This window comes from Arsukibacterium sp., from assembly GCF_018402695.1.
Taxonomy (GTDB): Bacteria; Pseudomonadota; Gammaproteobacteria; order Enterobacterales; family Alteromonadaceae; genus Alishewanella.
The window spans coordinates 147,470-173,189 of sequence record NZ_JAGYIM010000019.1; the positions used below are offsets into that span (position 1 = coordinate 147,470).

General features: G+C 49.7%; 20 protein-coding genes. 2 read left to right on the top strand and 18 right to left on the bottom strand.

From position 1 onward, the window contains the following. Positions 1 to 11 precede the first annotated feature (11 nt). Both KG631_RS12145 and KG631_RS12150 read right to left on the bottom strand, forming a co-directional pair. Positions 12 to 2,726, bottom strand: coding sequence for a S8 family serine peptidase (locus KG631_RS12145; RefSeq protein ID WP_213999979.1), 2,715 nt, complete (start codon positions 2,724 to 2,726; stop codon positions 12 to 14). Positions 2,727 to 2,810: 84 nt separating this feature from the next. Then, complete coding sequence (locus KG631_RS12150) at positions 2,811 to 3,227, bottom strand: MAPEG family protein (protein ID WP_213999980.1); 417 nt, start codon at positions 3,225 to 3,227, stop codon at positions 2,811 to 2,813. Positions 3,228 to 3,399: 172 nt separating this feature from the next. On the opposite strand from KG631_RS12150, the gene KG631_RS12155 reads away from it, so the two are divergent. Further along, on the top strand, positions 3,400 to 3,984 hold the full coding sequence (locus KG631_RS12155; RefSeq protein WP_213999981.1) for a thymidine kinase: 585 nt from the start codon (positions 3,400 to 3,402) through the stop codon (positions 3,982 to 3,984). A gap of 75 nt (positions 3,985 to 4,059) precedes the next feature. Then, on the top strand, positions 4,060 to 5,586 hold the full coding sequence (locus tag KG631_RS12160) for a diguanylate cyclase (RefSeq protein ID WP_213999982.1): 1,527 nt from the start codon (positions 4,060 to 4,062) through the stop codon (positions 5,584 to 5,586). A 61-nt stretch (positions 5,587 to 5,647) separates the two neighbouring features. Here the strand turns inward: KG631_RS12160 and KG631_RS12165 are convergent, their stop codons facing one another. The 16 genes from KG631_RS12165 to KG631_RS12240 all read right to left on the bottom strand — a co-directional run bounded on the left by KG631_RS12165 (position 5,648) and on the right by KG631_RS12240 (position 25,692). Continuing rightward, positions 5,648 to 7,765 (bottom strand): YjbH domain-containing protein, encoded by a 2,118-nt coding sequence (locus KG631_RS12165; protein ID WP_213999983.1) that lies wholly within the window; start codon positions 7,763 to 7,765, stop codon positions 5,648 to 5,650. Continuing rightward, positions 7,762 to 8,520 (bottom strand): capsule biosynthesis GfcC family protein, encoded by a 759-nt coding sequence (locus KG631_RS12170; protein ID WP_213999984.1) that lies wholly within the window; start codon positions 8,518 to 8,520, stop codon positions 7,762 to 7,764. The genes KG631_RS12165 and KG631_RS12170 overlap by 4 nt, the downstream gene beginning before the upstream one ends. Continuing rightward, a complete protein-coding gene (locus KG631_RS12175) occupies positions 8,517 to 9,143 on the bottom strand; it encodes a YjbF family lipoprotein (RefSeq protein WP_301003787.1) in 627 nt (208 codons plus the stop codon). The genes KG631_RS12170 and KG631_RS12175 overlap by 4 nt, the downstream gene beginning before the upstream one ends. Before the next feature lie 156 nt (positions 9,144 to 9,299). Further along, the gene (locus tag KG631_RS12180) at positions 9,300 to 9,722 is read right to left on the bottom strand and encodes a hypothetical protein (RefSeq protein ID WP_301003788.1); all 423 of its coding nucleotides are present in this window, start codon (positions 9,720 to 9,722) and stop codon (positions 9,300 to 9,302) included. Between the two features lie 63 nt (positions 9,723 to 9,785). Then, complete coding sequence (locus KG631_RS12185) at positions 9,786 to 11,750, bottom strand: nucleoside-diphosphate sugar epimerase/dehydratase (protein WP_213999986.1); 1,965 nt, start codon at positions 11,748 to 11,750, stop codon at positions 9,786 to 9,788. Between the two features lie 137 nt (positions 11,751 to 11,887). Next, a complete protein-coding gene (locus tag KG631_RS12190) occupies positions 11,888 to 12,442 on the bottom strand; it encodes a sugar transferase (protein ID WP_213999987.1) in 555 nt (184 codons plus the stop codon). A gap of 56 nt (positions 12,443 to 12,498) precedes the next feature. Further along, positions 12,499 to 13,092 (bottom strand): adenylyl-sulfate kinase, encoded by a 594-nt coding sequence (cysC, locus tag KG631_RS12195; protein WP_213999988.1) that lies wholly within the window; start codon positions 13,090 to 13,092, stop codon positions 12,499 to 12,501. 117 nt (positions 13,093 to 13,209) lie between these two features. Beyond that, on the bottom strand, positions 13,210 to 14,937 hold the full coding sequence (locus KG631_RS12200) for an SLC13 family permease (protein ID WP_213999989.1): 1,728 nt from the start codon (positions 14,935 to 14,937) through the stop codon (positions 13,210 to 13,212). Continuing rightward, on the bottom strand, positions 14,934 to 16,355 hold the full coding sequence (gene cysN / locus KG631_RS12205; RefSeq protein WP_213999990.1) for a sulfate adenylyltransferase subunit CysN: 1,422 nt from the start codon (positions 16,353 to 16,355) through the stop codon (positions 14,934 to 14,936). The genes KG631_RS12200 and cysN overlap by 4 nt, the downstream gene beginning before the upstream one ends. Then, positions 16,355 to 17,263: a sulfate adenylyltransferase subunit CysD gene (gene cysD, locus KG631_RS12210; RefSeq protein ID WP_214000379.1), complete on the bottom strand. Its 909-nt coding sequence runs from the start codon at positions 17,261 to 17,263 to the stop codon at positions 16,355 to 16,357. Before cysD ends, cysN begins: the two co-directional genes overlap by 1 nt. A 449-nt stretch (positions 17,264 to 17,712) precedes the next feature. Further along, on the bottom strand, positions 17,713 to 19,725 hold the full coding sequence (locus KG631_RS12215) for a capsular polysaccharide biosynthesis protein (RefSeq protein ID WP_213999991.1): 2,013 nt from the start codon (positions 19,723 to 19,725) through the stop codon (positions 17,713 to 17,715). Continuing rightward, the gene (locus KG631_RS12220; protein WP_213999992.1) at positions 19,689 to 20,642 is read right to left on the bottom strand and encodes a glycosyltransferase family 1 protein; all 954 of its coding nucleotides are present in this window, start codon (positions 20,640 to 20,642) and stop codon (positions 19,689 to 19,691) included. Before KG631_RS12220 ends, KG631_RS12215 begins: the two co-directional genes overlap by 37 nt. After that, the gene (locus tag KG631_RS12225) at positions 20,630 to 22,741 is read right to left on the bottom strand and encodes a glycosyltransferase family 2 protein (RefSeq protein WP_213999993.1); all 2,112 of its coding nucleotides are present in this window, start codon (positions 22,739 to 22,741) and stop codon (positions 20,630 to 20,632) included. The genes KG631_RS12220 and KG631_RS12225 overlap by 13 nt, the downstream gene beginning before the upstream one ends. Beyond that, on the bottom strand, positions 22,731 to 24,293 hold the full coding sequence (locus KG631_RS12230) for a glycosyltransferase family 4 protein (protein ID WP_213999994.1): 1,563 nt from the start codon (positions 24,291 to 24,293) through the stop codon (positions 22,731 to 22,733). The genes KG631_RS12225 and KG631_RS12230 overlap by 11 nt, the downstream gene beginning before the upstream one ends. Before the next feature lie 57 nt (positions 24,294 to 24,350). Next, positions 24,351 to 24,896 (bottom strand): hypothetical protein, encoded by a 546-nt coding sequence (locus KG631_RS12235; RefSeq protein ID WP_213999995.1) that lies wholly within the window; start codon positions 24,894 to 24,896, stop codon positions 24,351 to 24,353. A 178-nt stretch (positions 24,897 to 25,074) separates the two neighbouring features. Then, complete coding sequence (locus KG631_RS12240) at positions 25,075 to 25,692, bottom strand: hypothetical protein (RefSeq protein WP_213999996.1); 618 nt, start codon at positions 25,690 to 25,692, stop codon at positions 25,075 to 25,077. Positions 25,693 to 25,720: the final 28 nt, after the last annotated feature.

The following is a 25,720-nucleotide window of genomic DNA, read 5'->3' on the forward strand; positions in this document are numbered from 1 at the left end:
TCAAAATCACCTCAAAATTGTTTATACCGGCCGCCTCCGGCACCTCGCCAGCCTACCCGGGCTCTGGCGCCTAACAAAAGCAGTAGTACAGCAAAACTTAAGCTGCCACCACTACCCTGGCTGCCGTCATCGCCAGTACCACCACCGCCGCTACTACCTGCAGGGTTTATTTGCACCGTGGTGTTACTGCTGCTTTGGCTGACACCATCATCAGCAGTAAAGCTAAACACCAGGCTGCTACTGCTGCTGACTGTTGGCGCGGTAAAACTGGCCGTCAGACTGGTCGCATTGCTTAATGTCACCGTCGGACCGGAAAGTTGCTGCCAGCGATAACGTAAAAAATCATTATCGCTGTCCGTTGCCGTGGCCTGCAATTGTACTGTGCTGCCGCTGTTCGCCGAAATACTCCCGGGCGTCGTTACCTGCGGGCTGCTGTTGGCGCAATTGGTGTTGCGCTCCAGCGTGGCAATAGCCGCCAGCCAGCTGGAAAACGCCAGATTGCGGGGCGGGCACAACTCAGTATTCTGGTAACTAAAAGCCGTTAAACGGGCCAGTTCAATAAAATTCTGCGGCAAGGTACCACTAAAATTGTTATCAGCCAACCACAGTACCTGTAAATTAGTCAGTTCAGCCAGTGCTGCCGGCAGTGCGCCGGCAAGCTGATTAGACTCAACAAACAACCGCTGCAAACCCGTTAACTGGCCAATGCTGGCTGGCAAGCCACCGCTGAAATTATTAAAAGACAGGTCAAGCTGGCGCAAGCCGCCAAGCTCACTGATGGTAGCGGGAATAACGCCGGAAAAGCCGTTTTGCCAGAGGCTTAAACGTTGCAAAGTCGTCAGTTGCAGTAGAACCTCAGGGAAACTTCCGCTCAGGCTGTTAAAGCTTAAGTCCAGCTCGGTTAATTCGCTCAGGGCGCTTAATGCCGCCGGCAATTCACCGCTCAGGTTGTTATTACTCAAATCGAGGGCGGTTATCTGGCCATTACTGCACGTGACGCCCCCCCAGTCACAGACGGCGGTATCCGGGTCCAGCCAGCCCTGGTTATTCAGCCAGCTCTGACCCAGGGTATCGTAATATAGTTGCACCAGCGCGTTACATTGGTTTTGCGGAACATCAAGGTTGCTATGTTCGGCGCAAAAGTTGTCATTGCGTGGCAGCACCCTCACTACCGAGTCGGCGAACTGCAGTTCGGTAGCCTGGCCGCTAAACAACCACTGGCCGCTGAAAATGCCATCCGGATTATCAGCAGTCTCAGTCAGCGCGATCTGCTCGCCGCTCTGGCTATCGGTTACCGCCGGCAACAAACTGTTACCATTGCAATCAATGCTTAGCACCTTAATATCCAGAGTACTACCGGGTAGCAGATACACCGTGTCAGGTGCAGGTGAAATACGCCGCGCAGCAGCTGGCTGACACGTCAGCACACCGCTATCAGCCGCCGGACTGGCTTCGCTGCGACTGGCCAGCAGCAATTTACCGCTCAGGGTATGGTCTCTGATCAACGGATCATCGCTGACTTTACCACTAAGCAACAATCTGGCCCGCAGTGCTCGCCAATCCAGCCCCGGCTCTGCCGCCTTTACCAGCGCAACCAGACCCGTTACCACCGGTGCAGCCATTGACGTACCCGCTACCGCCCGGTAGCTGTCCGCTAAATCAGTGGTCAGAATGGCAACACCAGGGGCAGTGACATCCACCCAGTCCCGGCCATAGTTACTGAATGATGCTTTAGTTTGCTGCTGATCGTGCGCCGCGACACTAATAATGTTAGCTAAATCGTACGCCGCCGGATAAAGCGGGCTCTGGTTGCCACTATTGCCGGCACTGGCAATAAATAAAATACCGGCATCTTGCTGACGTTTAATGGCCTCATACAATGCCTGCGACTGACCGGGCCCACCCCAGGAGTTATTGCTGGCAATAATATTAACGCCACTATTCTGTTTTAAGTCTGTTACATAATCCAGGCACGCAATGGCGTCACTGACAAAACCACTGCCGGTCTCATCCAGAAACTTACAGTTAAGCACCTGCAACTGCCAGTTAACCCCGGCAACGCCCAGGCCATTATTGGTTGCCGCGCCAATAATGCCGCTTATCTGGGTACCGTGACCGTCTTCATCTAACGGATCACTGGTGTTGTTTGCACTGTCAATGCCGAAAATATCATCAACGTACCCGTTACCGTCATCATCCAGACCATTGGCGCTTTCCTGTGGGTTGCGCCATAAGTTGGCCTGCAAATCCGGGTGCTGGTAGCTCACCCCGGTATCAATTACCGCAACCACTAACTGCGGATCGCCGGTTGTTTGCTGCCAGAATTGCGGCGCATTAATGCCTTGCAGCTGGCTCAGGTGCCATTGCTGGCTGAACTGCGGATCGTTTGGAATTTGCTGCTTGTGCAGCGGGTAGTCAGGCTCGACGAAGCGAACCCCGGGCAGGCGGCGATAATACGCCAGCGCCTGCGCCAGCGTTGCCCCGTCATCCAACGTAACCCGCAGCAAGCCAGATACTGCATGCTGCTTCCCAGATACCCCGACAGCCTCAACCCGGCTGGCATATTTGCTGGCGAACTGGCGCTGAACAGCTGGAGCTGACGGCTGGTTAACTGCACTGTACTGCAGATCAGTGGCAACTATTAATCTGGTTGGCTGTGCCGTCGCTGGCAATACAACCATGGCTGCAAAAGCCAGTAGCAATAACTGTGTCAAAAACCTTGGCATCAGATCACCCCGCTATCGGTTTATTATTTGTACAGTAAGCTATACGCCCGAACAAGCTTATCCGATGCATCAGGGTATACCAGCTTAAATAAACGCCAGCACCAGCAAGCGAATCCAAATAAGCCATAACACCAGGCAGCCAAGCAAAAACACCCGAAAACGCAACCGCACATTGTTACTACCGGTATGAATAATGGCATGCCAGTAACGCAACGCGACAAATACCGTACTCATAACCAGAAAAGTTAAATCAGCCAGGCCAAACTGTAAGCAGAACAGCACACTGAAAATAAATAGCATCGGCATCTGAAACTGATTATCAAAATTGCGGCTGGTGGCAATCACTTGCTCGTTAGCTCCCGTTAAATCCATGGTCCGAAAGGCGCTCATATTTATTTCTTTGGTTTTCGCCGCCTTAATCCGCCGCCGTCCCATTAAAATCATCACTATGCTGGTTAGCAATACCTGGGCAAACACCGGCAGTAACATCAATTTTTCCATCAGATTTTCCTGTTTGTTAGTTAATTAGCGGTTATACACTTAATAAAGTCACCGGCAAAGTATGCCTGTTAGCGCCGTCAAAGCCAATCGCCGGCAGCCAGCGTTTACAGTTATGCTTGCTTTCGCTATTCTTAGCCGTCAATTTTCAGGGTTATTTTCAGGAGCCTGGCCAATGGCCCAACTCTATTTCTATTACTCGGCAATGAATGCCGGTAAATCTACTTCCTTGTTGCAAAGTGCCTATAACTATCAGGAACGGGGCATGACCGTTGCCATATACACCGCCGCGCTGGATAACCGCTTTGGGCTGGGTAAAGTCAGCTCGCGGATTGGCCTGGCGATGGACGCCCATATCTTTGACCCGCAGTTTAACTTTAGTTCGCATGTGCAGCAGCTTAAAGCTGAAGGCAGGCTGGACTGCGTGCTGATTGATGAAGCGCAGTTTCTTAGCAAAACGCAGGTGCGCCAGCTTACCGATATTGTCGATGAGCTGAATATACCGGTACTGGCGTTTGGCCTGCGCACCGACTTTCTGGGCGAAACCTTTGCTGGCAGCGAAGCCCTGCTGGCCTGGGCCGATAAATTAATCGAGTTAAAAACCATCTGCCATTGTGGCCGCAAAGCGAACTTTGTGGTGCGGCTGGACGCCAATGGTAACGCCGCCACTGCCGGCAGCCAGGTACAAATTGGTGGTAATGAAAGCTATGTCTCCATGTGTCGCCAGCATTTTAAACAGTTAGTCTGGCAACAGGCGTAAACCCTGTTCGTCTGTTGGCAAAGTTGCCTTAAACGCTCAATCCGTTATAGTTAGAAAAAACAGATATAGTGATTTATGGCTGACAACTCTGACCCTTACCCCCATTTTTGGGCCATCCTCGAACAACTGCCGGTAGCGTTGCTTTACAAAGAGAGCGCTAAGGCAGATATATTTGCCAATGCCGCGGCACGTGCATTGCTGGGCAACATTGCGCCGCATAAGCCGTTGAGCCTGCCGCAACTGTCTGAGATACGGCTGCTGGATCAGCAACAGCAAAAAATTAGTTTATTAAATAATCCGTTACTGATGGCGTTAGGAGGTACTGAAGTTAGCCAGCAGGTCTTGCTCGATAATAAAGGCACTACCGCACCTTATATGTTGCAGAGCCAGCTAATCAAATTACAATTCAGTCTTGGCAATACCATTATCGTCACCCTCTGCCCGTTACAGCAGACAGCTGACAGCGCAGCTATCCAATCATCTGCAAAAACCACGACTACCGATATCGCCGAATTAGAGGAAGCCCTGGCATTCGATAAATTAATGTCGCTTATTTCTACAGAGCTAATCAATGTCAGCAGTGACGCGCTCGACCAGCATGTCGAAGACGCCCTGGCAGCGCTCGGTGAATTTTGCCATGCCGATCGTAGCTATCTGTTTCAGTTTAATGCTGACTTAACCGAAATGAGTAATACTCATGAGTGGGTGCGCGACGGTGTCAGCGCCCATAAAGATAACCTGCAGCACATTCCGGACCATGCGTTACCGTATTTCTTTGAAAAAATTCAGCACGATCATATTTTTGCTGTCGCCGACGTCAGCCAGCTGCCGCCGGAAGCAACGAATGAACAGCAAGAATTTAATAACGAAGATATCCGCTCTGTATTATGTATCGCTATGCTGGCCGGCCAGCAGCTGATTGGTTTTGTCGGCTGTGATATGGTCGCCCGCCAGCGCAACTGGACCAGCAACGACTTACGCCGGATTAAACTGGTTGGTGAGATGATTGCCAACAGTATTCAGAATGTTAATTACCGGATCTCGTTACAACAAATTCAGCAGGAGTTGCTGGCCGCCAATCAGGAGCTGCAAAAGCAAGCTAATCAGGATGGCCTTACCGGCCTGGCAAATCGTCGGCATTTCGATGAAAAGCTGCTGGAAGAGCTGCAGCGTAGCGCCCGCAGCAAGTTACCGCTGAGCTTGATATTGCTGGATATCGACTTATTTAAACCCTTCAACGACCATTATGGTCATCAGGCCGGTGATGAGGCGCTGCAACAGGTTGCCACAGCGCTTCGCAAAGAAGCCCGTCGCCAGGGTGAAGTGGCCGCGCGCTATGGTGGCGAAGAATTTGCCCTTATTCTGCCAGGCTGTGATACCGACGCTTGTCTGGAAGTCGCTGAGCGGGTACAACAACACATTAAAGCACTGCAAATTCAGCATAGCCAATCCGATGTCGCCCGTTATCTGACCGCCAGCATAGGCTGTTACACTGTTATCGCCGATAAAAATACCAGCGCCAAACAGCTACTCAGTAAAGCCGACCAGGCGCTGTATCAGGCCAAGGCAGCGGGTCGTAATACTATTATCAGCGCAGCATAGTGGATCAGCGCCAGTAAAATCACCGGCGCTGCTGTATGTTCATCAATTACCGCGCTGCGGCTTAATCATAAAACCCAGAACGGGGCTCAGTCATATCTATCAGCTTAATTGGCCGGTTCAGGGGCTGGCCACCATCGCGGGCAATGGGCACCCAGGGTAAACGGCCCCGGCCTTTCGCTGGTTTCACCGCAAACAAATCAAACGGCAGCGACAAATAAAAGCCTTTGGTAAAACTGCCTTCACCATAGTCCTCTGACGATACATTGGTAATTGCCGCATAGGCACCGATAATAATGCCACTGTCAAAGCGCTTGGCAAAATCAATATTTACCCCCTTATCTTTCGCCAGAAACTGGCCAATATTAAAGGTCAAACGGCTATCGGGTAAAAACTCCGGCTGCCAGTACAGGTTAATATGGCCAGTCAGGGCTTTATAATCAAAAAAGTCCAGGTCGTTTTCGTATGAGCGTTGCCTGACATAGTTCAAATCAAAACCAAAGGCAAAATTGCTATCCACCGGCCGGTACAATACTTCTGTGCCTACCCCGCCAAACATGGTTTCCAGGTAACCACCATAAGCCTGAGCAAACCAGTTGTCACCCATCTGTTTTTGCCAGTGGCCATACGCATTTTCCATGCTGAATTTACTGCGGGTTACATATTCCCGCACATAGGTCCGTACCCGGGGTAACGGCGTATCCATTGCATCAACTTTAAAGTTAAACTTGTCGAAGTTTTCCAGCAACGTCAATTTACCAGTAGCATTAACACTGAAATTTTCAGTAAAGCGGTAGCCACCTCCCAGAAATAGGCCCCCCTGATACATATAGAAACTTTCCGGGTTACCAAAAGACTGCACCCAGAACACTTCCATACCATTGTAAAAGCCCGTGTCGTAAGGTAAATCTGAGGCTGTCAGACTAGCATGGTCTGGCGCCCGGCGAACATAACTGGACCTGACATCAGGCTGGAGCGTCTCATAGGCCGCCGCTTTAACCATGGCATCGACATCGATCACCTTCTCAACTAACGCCAGATTGCCATTATACTCAATAACCCGAATTCGTTTAATATGCGAGGGTAACTGGCTCAGAACCACCCGGGCTAAACGTTCAGTAGCTTCGTCATCGTTACGGTAGTAAAGCTGATGGCCATATAGAATAAACTCATCATCGGTCATCCGCGATGTTTTTAAAAAGAATCCCGCATTGGACAATAACTGTCGTAATACAACATTCATATCGGTAAAATTGTCAATTTGACCTCGCGGTGACGCCACAGGTAGCATAGCCGGTTTTATTTTCGGCTGATCGGTACTGTTAAGATCCAGCTGATAATGAATACCAAAACCCAGGGTATTGCCACGCTGGTAATTAACATCAAAACTAAAGTCCCGCCACCGGTATACTGCGCCAATATTCCATCTGCTATCCTGCTCCAGCTCGCCGGCACGGTCGACAGAGTAGTCATTACCCTCATATTCTAATTTCAGCGTTAATGGCTGCCAGGGTGTCTGGTATTCAATACCACCAAAAATTGATGCGGGACCTTTAAAAAAACGCTGATAATCAATTTTTCCGCCCCGGCCACTGAAACCTCTGGGGCGGTCACAAAAGGTGTCCTGTAACTCACAGAATGGGTTAATGGTGTTACCCGCTGTTCCTAAGTAGCCCCAGCCCATCCCCAAGTGAAAATCAACATTCTGCCAGCGTTTGCTTAGCGCAATAAATTCGCTTTCAAAGAATCCTGTGCCGCCAAAATCACGAAAACCTAATGCCACCTGAGGCAAATAACGGCTTTCCTGTAGCAGTCGGAATTTGACATCAATCCCTTTGTCTTTCAGTGTTTGATCACCACTGAAACCTGGAGAGCTGCTGTATAACCGGGTACGGACATCGGTGTAACGTGCTGTTGCTTCCATCCAGTCAAATAACTGAATATTAAGCGACCACAAGCGATACTCTTCATTATCAGTGTAATTTGCTGTCATGGCGCCTTCAGCATGCATCCGGGCAGTCGGCGTTTGAATTAAGCCAACGCCGCCATGCGCAGTCTGAGTCACTCTGCTGGGCGATTGCTGCCAGTTAAATTCAGACTCATCCTGCGAAGCTGATACCCCGGTAAAAGTGAAAACCAACGCAATTAAGCTACAACTTACAATACAACCTGTTAATTTCATTGTTCTACCCGATGTAAAGCCAGAGCCAGCAAGTTTTCGTTCAATTGTTTCATATCAGCGCTAAACCAACTGCTTGCAAAAGGAATAAATACCTGGCCACCAGGCATAACCTCAGTATGCTGCCAATTCCATGCCCCGACACCGACCTCCAGCATGCTGCCATCAGGATTAATAACAAATACTGTTGATTTATCAGCAGATGTAGTGCGAGCAATATCAGACAAATAATCACCTACTGCCACAGCTCCCTTGTGGGGTAAAGTAACTGGTGCAGGTATCGCTCCCCAAAAGAGCACCTGGTCAGGCCGCTCCACCAATTGCAGCTTGTAATCACCCGCATCAAATAGCGGGTTGAAAGGTGCTTGGGCTCTGGCCAGATCATAATCGATGGGGATCAGTATTCGTTTCGCCAGCTGCCAACTCTTAATCTGCAACTGCACTGCAGCAAGTTCTGACTGCAATGCGGGTTTCGCTGATTGCTTTAAATCTTCTATTTGTTGCAAAACCAATGTTCGAAGCTGTTCTGGCTCACTACTATTTAGCCGGTAGAGTCTTGATCCCGGCCAATACCAGTTTTGTTGTAAAGCAACAGGAGCCAGCACAGTTGCCAGCCTGGGTTTAGTGTCGAATGGGTAAGTAGTGTTATTAATCTCAACTCTAACAGCAGCACTCTGAGTAGCATCAGCAAGGGTAACAGCCTCAGCCTGCCCGACAAGCAACAAACCGGTCGTAAGTATTATCTTAAAAATTCTCATACTGCATCAGCCGCCACATCAACACCCGCCCGACGAAGCTGTCGCACAACTTCACTGATAAAAATCATTTCAAAAGCTTCAGCGCCGGGAACCAGCGTTTGCACACTTTTCAATACCACACCGGTTTTTGCATCCAGCCAGAACCGGTTCTGCCATTTATCGTCAAACCGGACGAAGTTTGCATCGGCGGCATATTGTATATTCTCAATTAGCGGCACTACATCCAGTGGCTGGCCAAAAAACTGCAGCGTTTCAACCGGGCCGTACTGAAAGGTCGAACGTAATGGATAACCATATTCATGTTGCTGCCAGTCAGCAATCCGGCTCCAGCTTGTAGTGGACGTTGAACTTAATTGCTTTTTTAAAGGGTCACTAGCGGTGTTAGTCAAATGCAACAAGTCGTTTTTCAAGCCAACAGTGCGGACAATCCTACCCTGTTCAGTAACCAACACTACCCGATCTGCCGACACCCACTTAAACTGGCCCTGTTCAATAAACATCAACGCCATAGCAACCTGTGCCTGTTCTCCCTGCTTTACATATAAGTAATCATGTTCTGCTTCAGAAAAAAAAGAATACGGTAGTTGCACATCAGGCGTTTTGCTAAACGCTAACTTAAGCATATCCGCGTACGAATGGTATGTACCAGAACACGACATGAGGGAACCAAGGCAAAGTAGCAACACAAGCTTTTTTAAAAGCACCATCTGACAAACCTTTAAAAAAATAGCCACAAAAACAAAAAAGCCGCCTGAAGGCGGCTTCTGAAAACTTACATTTTAGTTCACTGGTTGAACAATTGCCGGATACGTGCTGGTAACCGGTACGGTAATGGTAGTTGTTGCTGTACCAGTGCCAGTTCCAGTCACGGTAACAGTGCTACCTACAGTAGTACAAACACCATCAACCGGCGCTGCATCACCTTCGTTACATACCAGCTCAAATTCCTGCTCCGGCGGCAAAGTTACACCAGAGTTGTTTGAAATAATGGCAGCAGCAACAGCAGCGGAAACACCCAAGGCTGTCAAACTTGCTACAGTTAAACCACCAAAACCAGACGCACCTGCACCACCTGCATTAGCACTATCCTGAGCGTTAACACCAGCAGATAAAGCCAAGGCCATAGCAGCGATTACTAATTTTTTCATATTCTGTCCCTCAATTAACAAATAAAAATTCCAGATGCTCGCAGCATAAACCAAACAACCGTTATACTCAACTATATTTTGCTGGCGCTGAACACTAACTTAACCTGAATCTGTTGATCATGCTGTTTGCTTTTTTACTCTGTTCTCATCCAACGATATCAGTTTTCTGTTTGTTGTCGCTGCTGTCTGATTTAAGGTGCACGCAGCACTTACCACCAAATCACTATTGGCATAACTATAGGTAAAACCGGTTGGCACTGCTCGCATTAAATCCAATATTTCTTCTACCGCAAATTCATCACAAAGCAGTTCAAGTTTTTGCAACACGCCTAACATCTCTGCCCAGCTAAGACAGGTTTCATCAGTAGACATAATTCTTGGATGAGCTGTCTGGCGAACATTTTCGCCAATCAGCAGTTCTTCGTATAGCTTCTCACCAGGCCTCAAGCCGATATAGCGAATTTCTATATCCCCTGTTGGGTGGACATCATCTTTTACCTCTAAGCCCATCAGGTGAATCATTCGCTTAGCAAGATCGGCAATTTTAACCGGTTCGCCCATATCCAGTACAAACACGTCGCCGCCCTGAGCCATGGCGCCAGCCTGTATCACCAGCTGAGCCGCTTCAGGGATCGTCATAAAATAACGGATAATTTCGCTATGAGTAACAGTTACCGGACCGCCCCGCCGGATTTGCTCACGAAACAAAGGCACCACTGAACCACTGGATCCCAACACGTTACCAAAGCGAACCATACAAAATCGAGTAGCTGTCTGCCGTTGCGCTAATGATTGCAATACCAGTTCGGCGAGACGCTTCGATGCGCCCATTACATTGGTCGGCCGTACCGCCTTGTCGGTCGATACTAATACAAAGGTACCAACGCCAGCAGCAATGGCAGCTTCAGCCGTGTACCAGGTACCAAAAACATTATTTCGCACACCCTCTGCAACATTATATTCTACCAGGGGCACATGTTTATAGGCAGCCGCATGGTAAACGGTATTGACGGCAAAACTTTCCATCACACTTTGCAAGCGATTCTGCCGTTGCACCGTACCCATTACCGCTTTTACTTCTACCTCTAGCTGATCCTTTTCAATGATTTCCAGCAGTTCCTGTTCAATGTTATACAACGAATACTCTGATTGTTCGAACAACACTAAAATCTTAGGTTCATAGTGAATAATCTGCCGGCAAAGTTCTGCGCCAATAGAGCCACCTGCACCAGTAACCATCACTACTTTACCCTGGATATTGGCATGCATAAGTTTTAATTTCGGCTCAACCGGATCACGTCCCAACAAATCTTCTATCTTCACATCCTGCAGTTCGTCAATGCGCATAGCACCATCAACTAAATCACTCATACCGGGAATAGACTGAACCGGAATTGGCAAATCTTCTAACGCATCAAGTACTTCACGGCGTCTGGAGCGACACACTGACGGCAACGCCAACAGAATACGATTGATACTATACGTTTTTATGATCAGGCCAACCTGTCCCGGGCTGCCAACAGGAATTCCCAAAATGGTAGAACGCTGTAAAGTAGTATCATCATCAACGAACGCGACCGGGTGATACTGCTCACCGTTCATCAATGCCTGCGCTAATTGACGACCGGAAGAGCCGGCGCCGTAGATTAATACCCGCTCTTTTCGGCTGTTATTGCGTTGCACCAGAAACATTCTGGCAAGCAAACGCAAACCACCAGCACTAATAAGCGCCAGCACTGCATAAACAAAAATTAAATTGCCTTTATCAGCGATCCCAAGTACAGAAAATAATAATGCCAGAATAAAAGCACTACTTACTATACCAGTCAGGACCGCACCCAACGCATGCTGACCAATATAGCGAATAACCGCTCGGTATAAGCCAAGCTTAATAAAAATAAACAGGGTAATAGGCAGGGTAATTGCAAAAGCAATAGCTATATGACCAACATCACTGCGCGAGCCCGCCTCCTGAGTAAGATAAAAGGCAGCAAAAATAGAGACCAGCAAAAAACAAATATCGGCAAAAACTGACACTAACCGTTTAATTGAACGAGGCAAGCTGAGTAACCACTCAAGCATATCGCACTCCGAATAAAAAAAAGACGTTAAGTTTAGCTGAATTAACGGTATAAATCACCCACGTTGCCAAACGGCATTTACCTCTCAGGCAAACATCGATCAACCTCATAATTTACCGCCAGTGTCTGAACAAACGCTTAATGATAGTTAATTTTATCACCTTTGCCCTTACCCATTACTGTCATCAATAAATACTTGCAGTAATTTTTTACAGTTAAAGTGTTTAACATTGTTGCATCCGTCTGTGCCAAAAGCTGAGGAGTTGACATATCAATTCCTTGAATTTGCGCTAACCCAGTTATCCCTGGTCGCACATTTAGAACGCCCAACTGTTGCCTTGCAGCAATTAATTCAGTTTGACTGTATAAACAAGGTCTGGGGCCAACCAGGCTCATTTCACCCACTAGCACATTCCACAATTGCGGCAGTTCATCTAACTTAGTTTTTCTTAAAAAACCACCAAGCCGGGTTACCGATGCGCCCGATGCCAAATGCGTTGCCACCGATGCTGTATTCACGTGCATTGTTCGCAGCTTAATCAAAATAAACGGCTGTTGATAACGGCCAACCCGTTGCTGACAAAATACCGGGGACTTCGTATCGAACCAGCCTAAAATCAACAACACCAACAGTAATGGCCATAGCAGCAATATCCCTGCAAGTGACAGGACAATATCTAACACTCTAAGCAACGGTTATTCCTTTTTATTGTTAGTCACAGTTATCCATTAATCCAGCCGTACCGAAATCAACACACTACTCCACGCTGTTGCAAAAAAGCCACAACCTGTCTGGCAGCCTGTTCAATACTTAAGTCTGCCGTTTGCAAATGAATATCTGGTGAGGCCGGCGCTTCATAAGGCGAGCTGATGCCGGTAAAATGGGCAATGTCACCGGCGCGGGCTTTCTTATACAAGCCTTTCGGATCGCGCTGCTCGCAAACACTTAACGGCGTATCGACAAACACTTCAATAAAGGCATCACCCGCCAGCGCTTTGGCCTGAGCACGATCGGCAATAAAAGGTGAAATAAACGCGGTGCCGACAATTAACCCGGCATCCAGCATCAGCCGGCTGACTTCGGTAATGCGGCGGATATTCTCCACCCGCGAGGCATCATCAAAGCCTAAATCGTTATTCAGGCCATGCCGTACATTATCGCCATCCAGTAAATAAGTGTGGCAACCTAAGTCAAACAGTAGCCGGTCTACTGCATTGGCAATGGTCGACTTGCCTGAGCCTGACAAACCGGTGTACCACAGTAAACAGGGTTGGTGGCCATTGCGGGCCCGGCGTTCATTATGGCTGACTGCGGCATTATGCCAGACAATATTTTTGCTCATCTTCAAATCCATCATTGTTTGCATTGTTGCATCTATCGAGATGTTCATCGTTGTATCAGAGGTTGCTCATCTGCTGTACCTGACCCTTAAAATAATAATCTTAAAAAGGAAAAAATTTTAAAATGGAAAAATCAGCGGGATCAGCAGCACACTCAGCACCACATAGGTCAGCGCCACCGGGCCACCGACGATTAAAAAATGTTTAAGTTTATAGCTGCTGGCATTAAATACCATTAAGTTTGTCTGATAGCCATAGGGCGTCACAAAGCTGGCTGATGCGGCAAAGGCCACCCCCATTACCATTGGCATAATGTCCACGCCCATGCCTTTAGCCAGACTATACGCCACCGGAAACATTAATGCCGCGGCGGCGTTATTGGTAATAATTTCAGTTAGCAGATAGGTTACAAGGAATATACCAATAAAGGTGACCATCGGCGCCTGGCCCGCTAAGGCACTACCAGCAAAGTCGCTGATACTCTGCGCCAGACCAGTATGGCTCATGGCGCTGGCGATACATAGCGCGCTGGTGACAATCAGCCAAATCTCAACCGGAAAGCGCCGCTTAATCTCGTTAAGGGTTAAACAACCACTAAACAGCAGTGCTGCCAGTAAATAAATAGCAGCCAGCAACAACGAAGTACCGGTCAGCACCGTGCCGGCAATCATTGCCACAAAGCCCCACCAGGTTAAACGCTCGCGCCAACCGCTGAGCATATGCTCTGGTTCAATTCCCGATAACAGGTAAAAGTTCTTACTGATATTATGCCGGCTGGCAAAGTCGGGACCGGTCGCCAGTAGCAAAAAATCACCGGCTTTTAATTCAATTTCACCCAGCTTACCATTTACCCGCTCACCCTCACGCCGCACTGCCACCACGGCTGCATCAAACCTGGCCCGAAAGCCAGAGCTTTTCAGGGTTTTACCGGTTAGCACCGACTCTTCTTTAATAATGACTTCAGTCAGGTTCTGGGTGGCCAGGCCATTTTCATCGGCAAACAAACTAATACCAGCAAACTGCTTCAGCACATTAACTTTATGCACATTGCCGGTAAAAATCAGTTTATCGCCGGCTTTCAGCACATCATAACGGGCCACCGGCCGGATCACTTCGCGCTCGCGCACAATCTCGGTTAAAAACAGCTCATCTAAATGGCGCAGCCCTGCTTGCTCCACACTCTGGCCGATCAGGGGCGAGTCGGCATTTAGTTTCGCTTCCAGCAGGTATTCGGTAATAACGACGTCTTGGGTTTTCTCATCTGGCAGGGCGTAACTCATAATAAACAACACCAGACTACCGCCGGCCAGCACGCCCAGGCCAATTAAGGTAAAATCGAAAAAGGCGAAACCGTTCTCCCCTGCCTCTACCAGCATGGAATTTACAATTAAGTTGGTAGAAGTGCCAATTAAGGTCAGGGTGCCGCCCATAATGGCGGCATAAGACAGTGGAATAAGTAACTTGGTTGGCGCCACTTTTTTATTGGCCCGCACCGCATTTAGCATGGCGGCGACTACAGCAGTATTATTTAATACCGACGACGCCAGCGCCGAAAAACCAATAGTGCGCCAGATAGAACCAGGCACCGAGCGGGTAAATAAAAAGCGCGATAAGCGCCTGAGCAAACTGGTTTTTTCCAGCGAAAACGAAATAAGCACCAGCAACACCAGCGTGGCCAGGCCAGGGTTAGCCGCGTTACGCAGTAACACCGCACTATCAATAAAGCCCAGCGCCAGCAAAGCCAGCAACATCGCCGCGAAAATACCGGCCGAATGCGCTGAATAGCGCACCAGTGCGGCCACCAGCAGCACTAACAACGCTATCAGCACAAGGGCCGAAAGGCTCATTTACGGCCTTTTTGCGACAATTCCGGAAAGTGCTTACGCAGCAGCTGAATAAACTCCAGCTCAAAGCTGCTTAAACCGGTTATTTCCTGCTCAGGCTGAGGTTCAGTCTGGGCAACCAATGCCGCATCGACCATGCCAGCCGCCACCGTCAGGTTGCTTAAGCGGTCAATCACAATAAAGGCGCCGGTTTGCTTATTTTTTAAATAAGCATCAAAAGCCACTGCTTCGGTCAGGTTAATATCCACCAGACCTATTTCATTCAAGCCCAGGTTTTGCGCATCGCGCTCTTCCAAGGTGTTGACATCAATCCGGTGGTGTAGCTTTGCTACTTCGCCACTTACCAGTTTGCAGGCAAACTTAAAGTAGTAATCGCGCTCGGTTTTCATTGGCTGCTCATGCATCCAAATCAACTTAGCCCGCAGCCGTGATGACACGTGCGCCAGCACATCTTTTTTCACCAGCATATTGCCGCGGCTGATATCAATCTCGTCATTCAGAGTAAGAGTGACAGCCTGCGGCGCATGCGCCTCATTAAGCTCGCCATCAAACGTGACAATTGATTTCACTGTCGAAATCGTGCCGGCGGGTAACACCCGAATAGTATCGCCTACCGCCACACTACCCGCGGCAATAGTGCCGGCAAAGCCGCGAAAGTCAGAGTTCGGCCGGCTGACCAATTGCACCGGGAAGCGAAACTCCGGGCTGTCGGCCGAGGCACTGATTTCCATGGTTTCCAGATATTGCATTAAGGTTGAACCGCGGAACCAGCTCAGTTTTTCGCTGGGGTTAACCACGTTATCGCCTTCCAGCGCCGAAATCGGCACAAAACGGATATCCGGAATATCTAGCGATCCGGCCAGGGTTAAATATTCTTCCTGAATTTCTTTGTAGCGCGCCTGTGAGTAATCGACTAAATCCATTTTATTAATGGCTACAATCACATGTTTAATACCGAGCAAACTACAAATAAAACTATGACGGCGGGTTTGGGTTTGCACGCCTTTGCGCGCATCGACCAGAATAATCGCCACATCACAAGTCGAGGCACCGGTCGCCATATTACGGGTGTACTGCTCATGGCCCGGGGTATCGGCAATAATAAATTTACGCTTATCAGTTGAGAAATAACGATAGGCAACATCGATAGTAATGCCCTGCTCGCGCTCTGACTGCAGGCCGTCAACCAGTAGCGCTAAATCTACCCGGCTGCCCTGCGTACCCGACTTTTTGCTGTCTTCGGTAATCGCCGCCAGTTGGTCTTCAAAAATCATTTTACTGTCGTGCAATAAGCGGCCAATTAAGGTACTTTTCCCATCATCAACACTACCGCAGGTAATAAAGCGCAGCAGCTGTTTGTTCTCGTGTTGGTTTAAGTAGGCTAAAATATCTTGTTCAATTAAGGCGGATGCGTGGCTCATCAGAAATAACCCTCCATCTTTTTCTTTTCCATCGAGCCACTGCTATCGTGGTCTATCACCCGGCCCTGCCGCTCTGACGTTTTGGTCAGCAGCATTTCCTGAATAATTTCCGGTAAGGTCGCAGCAGTTGACTCCACTGCGCCGGTTAACGGGTAGCAGCCAAGGGTGCGGAAGCGCACTTGCTTCAGCATTGGAGTCTCGCCATCGTTTAATGGCATCCGCTCATCATCAACCATAATCAGAGTGCCATCGCGCTCGACCACCGGCCGCGCTTTAGCAAAGTACAAATCGGGAATGTCGATATTTTCTAAATAGATATATTGCCAGATATCCAGCTCAGTCCAGTTCGACAGCGGGAACACCCGGATACTCTCGCCTTTATCCACCCGGCCGTTATATATATTCCACAGCTCCGGCCGCTGGTTTTTCGGGTCCCAGCGATGGTGTTTATCCCGAAACGAATAGACCCGCTCTTTCGCCCGCGACTTTTCTTCATCACGCCGGGCGCCACCAAAAGCCGCATCAAACTTATATTTGTCCAGCGCCTGCTTCAGGCTCTGGGTTTTCATAATATCGGTATGTTTAGCGCTGCCATGACTGAACGGGCCCACATTCATCGCCAGCCCTTCCGGGTTAATATGCACCAGCAAATCAAGCTCGAGCTCGCTAGCCACCTTGTCACGAAAGGCAATCATTTCCTTGAATTTCCAGGTGGTATCAACATGCAGCAGCGGAAACGGAATTTTGCCCGGGTAAAACGCCTTACGCGCCAGATGCAGCAGCACAGACGAATCTTTACCAACCGAATAGAGCATTACCGGGTTATCAAACTCGGCAGCTACTTCGCGGAAAATCTGAATAGACTCGTTTTCCAGAGCCTTAAGGTGGGTCATCCCTTTAGTTTGCATAGAGTTTTGCATAGGGTTTTGCAAAGGCGTTTGCATAAATCACTCCTGTTGATTCGTTGCCATAGCTTACAGAAATAGTCATTGCAGTACCAGATATTAGCTAACGATATACCACCGGCAGTGGCAAGTTAAAGCAGCGGTGTAGACGGCTGCAGCGGCAGAAATATACCGCTGAGCGGGGTGAAGGTTCAAGGAATGGTTTGGTATAAGATATGCCGCGCGGCTGCGCTGCAGGTGACGAGGCGGCAAAGCCGCCGGTGACTCGCGACTTCGTCGCTGGTAACGAGCTGCCGCAGGCAGCAGTAACCGGCCCCCAGGGCCTGGTGACCGCTCGCTATGCGAGCTAGTCACCGTTCGCGTAGCGAACTCGTCACGGCTTACGCAGTAAGCTAGTCACCGCTAAATTATTCACTCCGACCCATTAAATTATTCACTCTGACCCTTTTTATTTAAAATCGCCAATAGCGCTGCAGAAGACGCATCAGCTGACGCTTAATGCCAGGTCGCCGATGTTGGCTGCGCTGTTGCTCCAGCTCTGTGATCACCCGTTCCGGCGTGGTAAAGCAACCTGTACTGGTGCTTATATAAGTTGGGTATAACAACAAGGTGGCAGCTACCAGTTCGCTTAGCGCTAATTTACGCTGCCTGCGCTCGTTCGGGTAAATATCAGTCGTCAGGCCCCACCCTGCGTAAAACGGCTGGCCGTAGCAAGTTACGGCTACCCCACGCAGCAACGCTTCAAAACCGGTAAGTGAGGTCAACGTATGCACCTCATCAACCTGACTTAACAAGTGGGCCATATCTTCATTGCCAAGCACTTCATTGCAATATTGGGCGGCTGCGCCACCATCAGCTTCACCCGCCAGGCGCAGACCAGCCTGGACATCAGGGTGCGGTTTATAAACAATATATGCAGCCGGGTTCGCCGCTCTGACCTGTTGCAACAATGCCAGGTTAGATTTAATGACTGGTGAGCCATACCGAATAGACGCATCGCTTTCTACCTGACCGGGCACCAATATCACGCGGTCAGCGTCCGGCCGCCGCCAGCTTCTGCTGCCAACATTGTATTTCGTTACTTTTAACGCCAGCAGCCGGCCAATCAACTGGGCAGCGCGCTGCCGTTCTGAAACAGTAAACGAATGTGTCGCCAGCAGCTGTTCTAATTTTGACGGCGTTCTGGCGTCATAATACATGCCTGTTTCATCTACCACCCAGGAAGCCGGTTGCGTTAAGTCAGCGCCCAGGCCAACGGATCGGATAAAACCATCTTCCACCCGGATCAGCTTGTCACCCGCTTTAGCACCCCACACCAGCTGCCAGCAACCCTCTGGTATTGCTTGCTTTCTGGGTACAATTTTTACGTCGCTGCCCTGAAAAAAACGCTTAAACGCTTGTGTTTTCCAGTAAGGTGGCCGCTGCAACCATAAGGGCTGAACAAAGCGGTTTCGTTGCTGACGTTGCAAACCGAGCCAGCTGAGCAGTTGCTCCGCTTCACAACGCTGGCCGGTTTCAGGATCCAGATAGCGCGGATAGGCCAGCATTGCCGCATAAACCAGCTGGGTAAAACTCACAGGCTGGCGCCGAGCCGGCGCCGTGAGGGCATCGTTCGTCAGGCCCCATCCTGCATAAAACGGCATGCCAAAGGTATATACCGGTTTTTGCCACAACAGGGCTTCAAAGCCCATTTGCGACGTAACACAAAAAACGGCCGACGCTTTTTCCAGTAGTGCCGGCGCATGAATATCTTCAGTCAGTACCTGTATTCTGGGGTGTTGCAACTGCTCTGCAGAAAAATGTCCCTGCTTTTTGCCGGCAAACACATCGGGGTGGATTTTCAGAATAACCTGATGCTGCGGGTAGCGCTCAAGCGCACTTTGCAGCATTTGCTGAAAACTGGTGCTTGACGCCAAACCATACTCAATAGAGGCATCACCAAAAGTCTGATCCACCACCAACACATAAGGTTCTGCCGGCACAGCATGTTCCTTACTGTGGTTGTACTTGGAAACCCTTGCCTGGCGCCAGCTACCGGCGAATTGTTCAGCCCGTTGCTGTTGCGCTGCGGTTAATGGTTGGGCTATTAACGACTCTAAACGCGATGGCGAGCGCGCATCGTAGTAAATACCCACATCGTCCAGCACTATTGAATAAGGCGGACAATCTGCTCCCAGGCCAACTGAACGTAAAAAGCCGTCTTCAAGCCTTAGCAACGGCAGCTGATGCTCTGCTGCTAACTGTTCACCTTTGCGGGCCGAGGGTTTCTGGCCCCATACCAGCACAGCATGACCGTTCGCTGCCGGTTGCTGCCAGCGATAACGACACAGAGTGATTGGTGCGTTAGCCAGTAATGCCGTTAAGCCTGGTAAACGGGCCAGCGCCAGCGACTGGGTAACCAGCACCGTATCAGTATTCAGCCGGTTAATCAGCTCTGACATGTCAGTGCCCGGATATGTTCGCATTTCTCTGCCGCTGCCCGCTGCATCGCTAACCGCTTGTCCGGTTCATTCACCAGCATTTGCACCGCTGCCACCCAACTATCTGGTTTATTGGGTAGTAACAAACCGGTGGTTTGATCGGTCACCACCTCACTGTAAATACTATCTTCGGTATACAAGCCGACACCACCAGCCCGGCTAATGTCAAAAAATTTGGTATACGCCCGGGCGTTATTAAAATTACCTGCCAGCAGTGGTGCCAGGCCAATATCACGCCCGCCCCTGGCCAGCAGCGCCTGATAACTTGGCCAGCTCATCGGGTGCAATACATGTACCCTGTCTAACATGCGATAGCGTTTATTAACTTCGCTACCACCAATAATCTCAAAACTGACCTGTGGCAACAGCTGCAGTATTTCTGCTACAACCGGGTACAGCCAGGCAATCTCCAGGCGGTGCGAAGCCGAGCCATGATAAAACATGGTTAATTGTTCGGTGCTTTGTGCTGGCGAGCAGGCTTGCACCAGGCGGGGCTGCCATTGCTGATATTTTGCCTGCAAATAAGGGGTCGACACCCACAGCTCAGCCCCGACGGCTTTTAACCACTGGCGCCGGCTAAATGCCAGCCGGGTCAGTTTATACTGATACCGCCACGGCAAGCCCTTGAACGCGGCCAGATCAAACAAGTCATCATCCATAAAATAACTGATCTTGCTGATTTGCGAGCGGTGTTGCTGTACCCAGCGTAACCAAATTTTTGACACGTAGCGCACAAATACCAGCACCACTTGCTCACCTGTGGCTAATTTTGGTGGATTAACAAAATTAAAGTATTCAACCGGCCCGCCCAACGCGACCAGTTCCGGTGCCACAAAAAAATCGGTAGAAGGATTCGTTCGCTCTTCTACTACTAATATCCGGGTAACGCTCAACTCTGCCATGGTTTAGTAACTTCCGGTGCCGGACTTATTCTGAAGTCCGGCGTTTTAGAATTCAAATTTGGGTTATAAAACGGGTCACCCTGCATAATACCGGCCCAGCGCTGCCGCATATACTCAGCTTCCTGTGCCGCCCGGCGCTGCTTGACCGGGTTGTCATCTTTGCCGCGTGACACCGACTCATAATGGTACAACTCGGCCAACGGCGTATATATAACCCGCTTGCCCTGCTCTCGCACCTTTAAACAATAATCGACATCGTTAAAGGCCACGGTTAAATCCTGCTCGTTTAACCCGCCCAGCTGCAAATACAATGCTTTTGGCGTTAACAAACAGGCGGCGGTAACTGCAGATAAATCCTGTGACACCACGGCCCGGGCCATATAACCAGGCTCTTCAGCCGCCAGCCGAAAATGCATGTGGCCGGCACAGCCCCCCACGCCTATCGCATCGCCGGCGTGCTGCACCCGATTATCAGCAAACAATAAGCGGGCGCCAACCGCCCCCACTGCTGGCTGTTGCAACTGACCGACCAGCTGGCTTAGCCAGTCGGGTCGTATCACTTCAGTATCGTTATTCAACAAGCAAATAAACTCGCCGCGGGCTTGTTCAACCGCAAAATTATTAATCGCCGAATAGTTAAACGGCGCATCATAGCGCAATATCCTGACCCCCGGATGTTGCGCCATCTGCTGCATGTATGCCAACGTTGCCGGGTCATCGCTCTGATTGTCGACTATCAACACTTCAAAATCGGGGTAATCAGTACGCTGTATCACGCTATCAATACAAGGCTGCAATACTGCCAGCATATTGCGGGTTGGCACAATAATACTTACCTGTGGCAAAGGTGCAGCTGGCTGGTAATGAATGTCCAACTGCCCCCAACGGTTTTGCTTAACCTCAGCGCTAAGCTGCAAACTGGCAAAATGCTGCTGTAGCAGGCGGGCGTCGGGCAATAACACCGTAGTCTGGGGCTGGTGATACAACACCGCCGGAATATGGCCGGTAGACTCAGCCGTTAGCGTTGCTTCTATACGCAGCAACAACCCATAGCTGCCCTCTGCAGTTGCGTGGTCAAGCCAACCCGCTGCCAGCAGCTTATCAACCGTTATACGCAGTGCCCCGCCAATATAATGACCACTGCGGCAAAGCTCAGGGTTCCAGTCCGGTTTAAACTGCGGCTGGCAACGTTGCCCGCCGGCATCAAGCACATCATGGTCTGAGTAACAGACAGCAAAACCCCGAAACCGCGGGGCCAGTAACCAGCCCAGCGCATGTTGTGCCAGGGTAACACCAGCCGGCAACAGCAACGCATGCTGATAGCTGGCCAGTTGCCGGGCAATCTCTGCGGTATTATCTTCTCGCAACACATAAGCCGGCACTGGATTATGCTGGTACAACGCGGTAACAGACTGCACAGAGTGTTGCACATCCGCCTGGCTACAGCTGGCAGTGGGATAAATCAGTACCGCCAGTGATGTCGGCGTTTGCCATTGTTTTAACGCCCTGAGCAGCTGTTGTTTACTAGCGCCAGTTAAGGTATCAAACCGCGCCAGCCACTCCGGGTATGGCAACGTTGGCGCACTGGCTTTTAACTGGCCAATACGCTGATATAGAGCGCTCACCCCGTGTTTAAATAAACCAGGGGTAATCGCTGCCCGGGCCCGTTCAGCCGCAGTTGTCTGCTTAAAATACATTGCCACCCGGCGCCACATTCGCCACAGCCGTTTAAGCTCTGACAACGGTTGCAGTGTAACGGCGTGCAAAATAAAGCGCCCATCAGTGGTTAATGGCCGCAGCGCCACACCAGTTGCGCCTGCTGGCACCGCCACAACTTCATTAATCACGCCCTTTAGCGACATCGGCAAACCAACCAGTGATGATTCAGCACCACTAAACTCCAGCTGCACACCGGGCTGGCCATCAAGTAATTCAAGTTGCGCGGTGATCGCCAGCCAAGATGTTGCCGGTAGCGGCATGACAATCCGGCTCAGTTCACTGCCATGCCATATCTGTTCAGGGCTCAGCTGCGGGCTTTGCAAACTAGCATTCTCTATCTGCGGCTTAACTTGCAGTATCTCACTGTTATTAAGGCTCAAGCTGTTTCTCACCCTGTTGAAAAATCTGAAAAAATTGCTCTAATCTCGCGGCCAATTGCGGTTTACTGTAATGTGCATTCACATAGCTCTGGCCAGCAGCACCAAACTGGTTAATAAGCTGGGGCCTGTTATACAGATTAATAACCGCCTCAGCCACCGTCTCTACCTTTGAAAAAGGCACCAGGATCCCGGTACTGTTGTGTTGAACAAGTTCGGTTAATGCCCCCCAGTCATAACATATTACCGCCCTGCCGGCAGCCATCGCCTCTAACACAGTACGGCCAAACGATTCCTGGAAATGCGACAGATTAAGAACAACATGTAAATTCTGTAGTGCGGTAATCACGTCTGGCACATAGCCCGCAAACTCAATAATATCGGGCAACTCACCGCGCGCACATGCTTGCTTTAACCGTTCAGTGTATTCATTATCAGGCCCAATCAGGCATAACTTAATCCGATCACGATAAGCCGCCAGCAACCTGGCCAGTTCGCCAAAATCAGCCAGGCCTTTTTTCGGTAGATTACTGCTAATTAAGCCAATCCGCAGTTGCTGGTTATCAGCAAACTGCGCTGGCTGGCAACTAATGAACAAATCGGTATCCACGGCATTGGCAATAACTGTGGTTCGCTCTGGTGCGTTGATATAAGCGGCAACACTGGCCGAGTTGGCAATACAGTAATCCGCCAAGCTAAGCATATGTTGACGAATCTGGGCCGGAGATGCGGCCAGGCGTCGACATAAATCTTTATCAGCCTCGGGCAGCTCACGGACATGCACGATGGTCGGGATCGCCAACGCCTGGGCGGCCAGCAAAGGCTCATTTAATACCAGCGTATTACAATAACAGGCAGCAAAAGGATAGTTGGCCATCAGCGCTTTAAATAAGGCCACCGTGCGCGGCTCAGCCGGCTTATCCTGACGCCACCAGCTGTAAGGCATTACCACCACTTTAGTGGCGTTGTCTTGCACGCTTTGTAGATAGGGCTTTGAGCAAACTGACGGCAGCACCACTAATAAATTCCATGGTAACTGTTTTAAGCCGTGCAGCACATCCAGCAAACTGCGCTCGGCCCCAAACAATTGCGGGCCACTACTATGGGCGCAGATTAGCAACCAGGGCCAGTCTGCATTTAGCTCGTTAACACCGTCAACACTCACCTGGGCAAACTGGGTTAGCTGGCTCATATCACCTGACCCACCGTTTTTTGCACTAACAGCTGCAGCACTAAACCGGCTAATCGCATCCAGCAGCGGATTAGTTATCTCAGCTGCTGACGGCTGGAGTAATTTATAACCACTGCTGCTAAAGCATGGCCCCGGGTCGCGATTTTCTGCTGCGCCAAAGCGCAGGTAATGCTCTGCCGGGTTATGGTGCCAGTGACTATCACTGGCAACATCAGGATAAACACTCAGATACCAGTCAGGATCAAAATAACCCGAGCGTGTGATTAGCTTCAATTGTTTGTCCCGGGTAAGACGTTGTTGCCGATGATTACGCCAGCTTTTGAACTTGCTGACTAATGTCCGCGGTAATGAAAATACACTCATCGGCTTCTCGCAACAATATGGCCAGCAGGAGTATGCCGTAAAGAGCTCGCTGTTAATTTAACCATTTTTCGAACTATACATCGCATGCAATACAGCAATCAGCGGATCATCAGCAAACGGATATTTTTGCTCCAGCGCTGCAGTTTGCTGTGCGAGCTCTGTTGCCGAATAGCCGTTAAGCTTTTGGGCAATAGCATCGGCGACTTTATAATCGATTGTCGGCGCACGCACGGCGAATCGTTCATTAGTCTGACCTACCAGATAGTCCGGTTTTAGCTGTCGTACCAGCGCTGCATCGGTATTACCGGCACTATGAACAAGAGTCAATGTTGTAAATACCCGGGTTAAGTAGCTCAGCATTGAGTATGATGATGATGAGCCAAAAACAAGGCAATGCCCCGGCGCTATAGCAGCTTCATTACGAAAAACCTGGATCCGGCCAAAATTTGGCAAACCATTATCATACACCCGCTTTTTCAGGTAATGGTAATTATCTAAAAATGCTTCTTTCGCGCTTACCGGAGGAAACACCTTATTACCTAAATCGCCCACAACCATCGAATTGTAGTAATGGTCGCGGCCAAATGTCTGCTGTAACGCCATTTCTTCAATGCCCAGTTCAAGCGCCAGACATTCAGTGGCTATTCTGGCCCCATAAGTAGACCAGTGAGTATCAGTCAGCTTGTAACTACGCTCATTGCTTTGCAGTAGCGGCTGTACCGGATATACCAGCTTAAAATCAGCCGGAAAAATCTTATACAGTTGGTTAATTATTGTTTTTTTACCACGTGCGTACGGATAATGATCTGCATAAACAGACTCTTTCCGACGGAGCGATCAGCAACGCATAGGGCACCTGCTGCTCCCGGGCAATCTGCTGCAAGCCTTTAGCGTACTGTAGCCATTTACGCCGCTCTCTCCAACCCAGTAACTTTTTGCCGGTAAATTGCTCAACGCTGTTGTTGTTATCATTATCCAGAAACAACCAGCCTTCGTCGCCCTGCAATACCTTAAGTTGCCCGACAACCTCCACATTGGCCAACACTACAGGTTCGTCGTCAATTAAAACCCCAATATCAAACTTATCCTGGCTTAGCGGTACACTAAATGAAAAACCGCACATAAGCTGTCGATGCTGCTCTGCAGGCTGCTTTAACAGCCTTTGCACTACATCTGCCCGCTTAATGTTTACCGGAAACAGCAACTCTGCCTGCGATTGTTTAACAAACATCTGCAGGTTCGCGTTCTGCTCACAAAGCACCCAGCCACGTATCAGCAAGCCTTGCTGCAACGCCGCATCGCTATAACGTTGCTCTTTTGCAGGCTCATCAATACACCATCTTAACTTTTTCTCTGTTGCTCCCGGGTTGCGGGTAACCAATAATGAGTAAATATCCAAATTAGTTCTCTTGGCTATACTTAGCCAC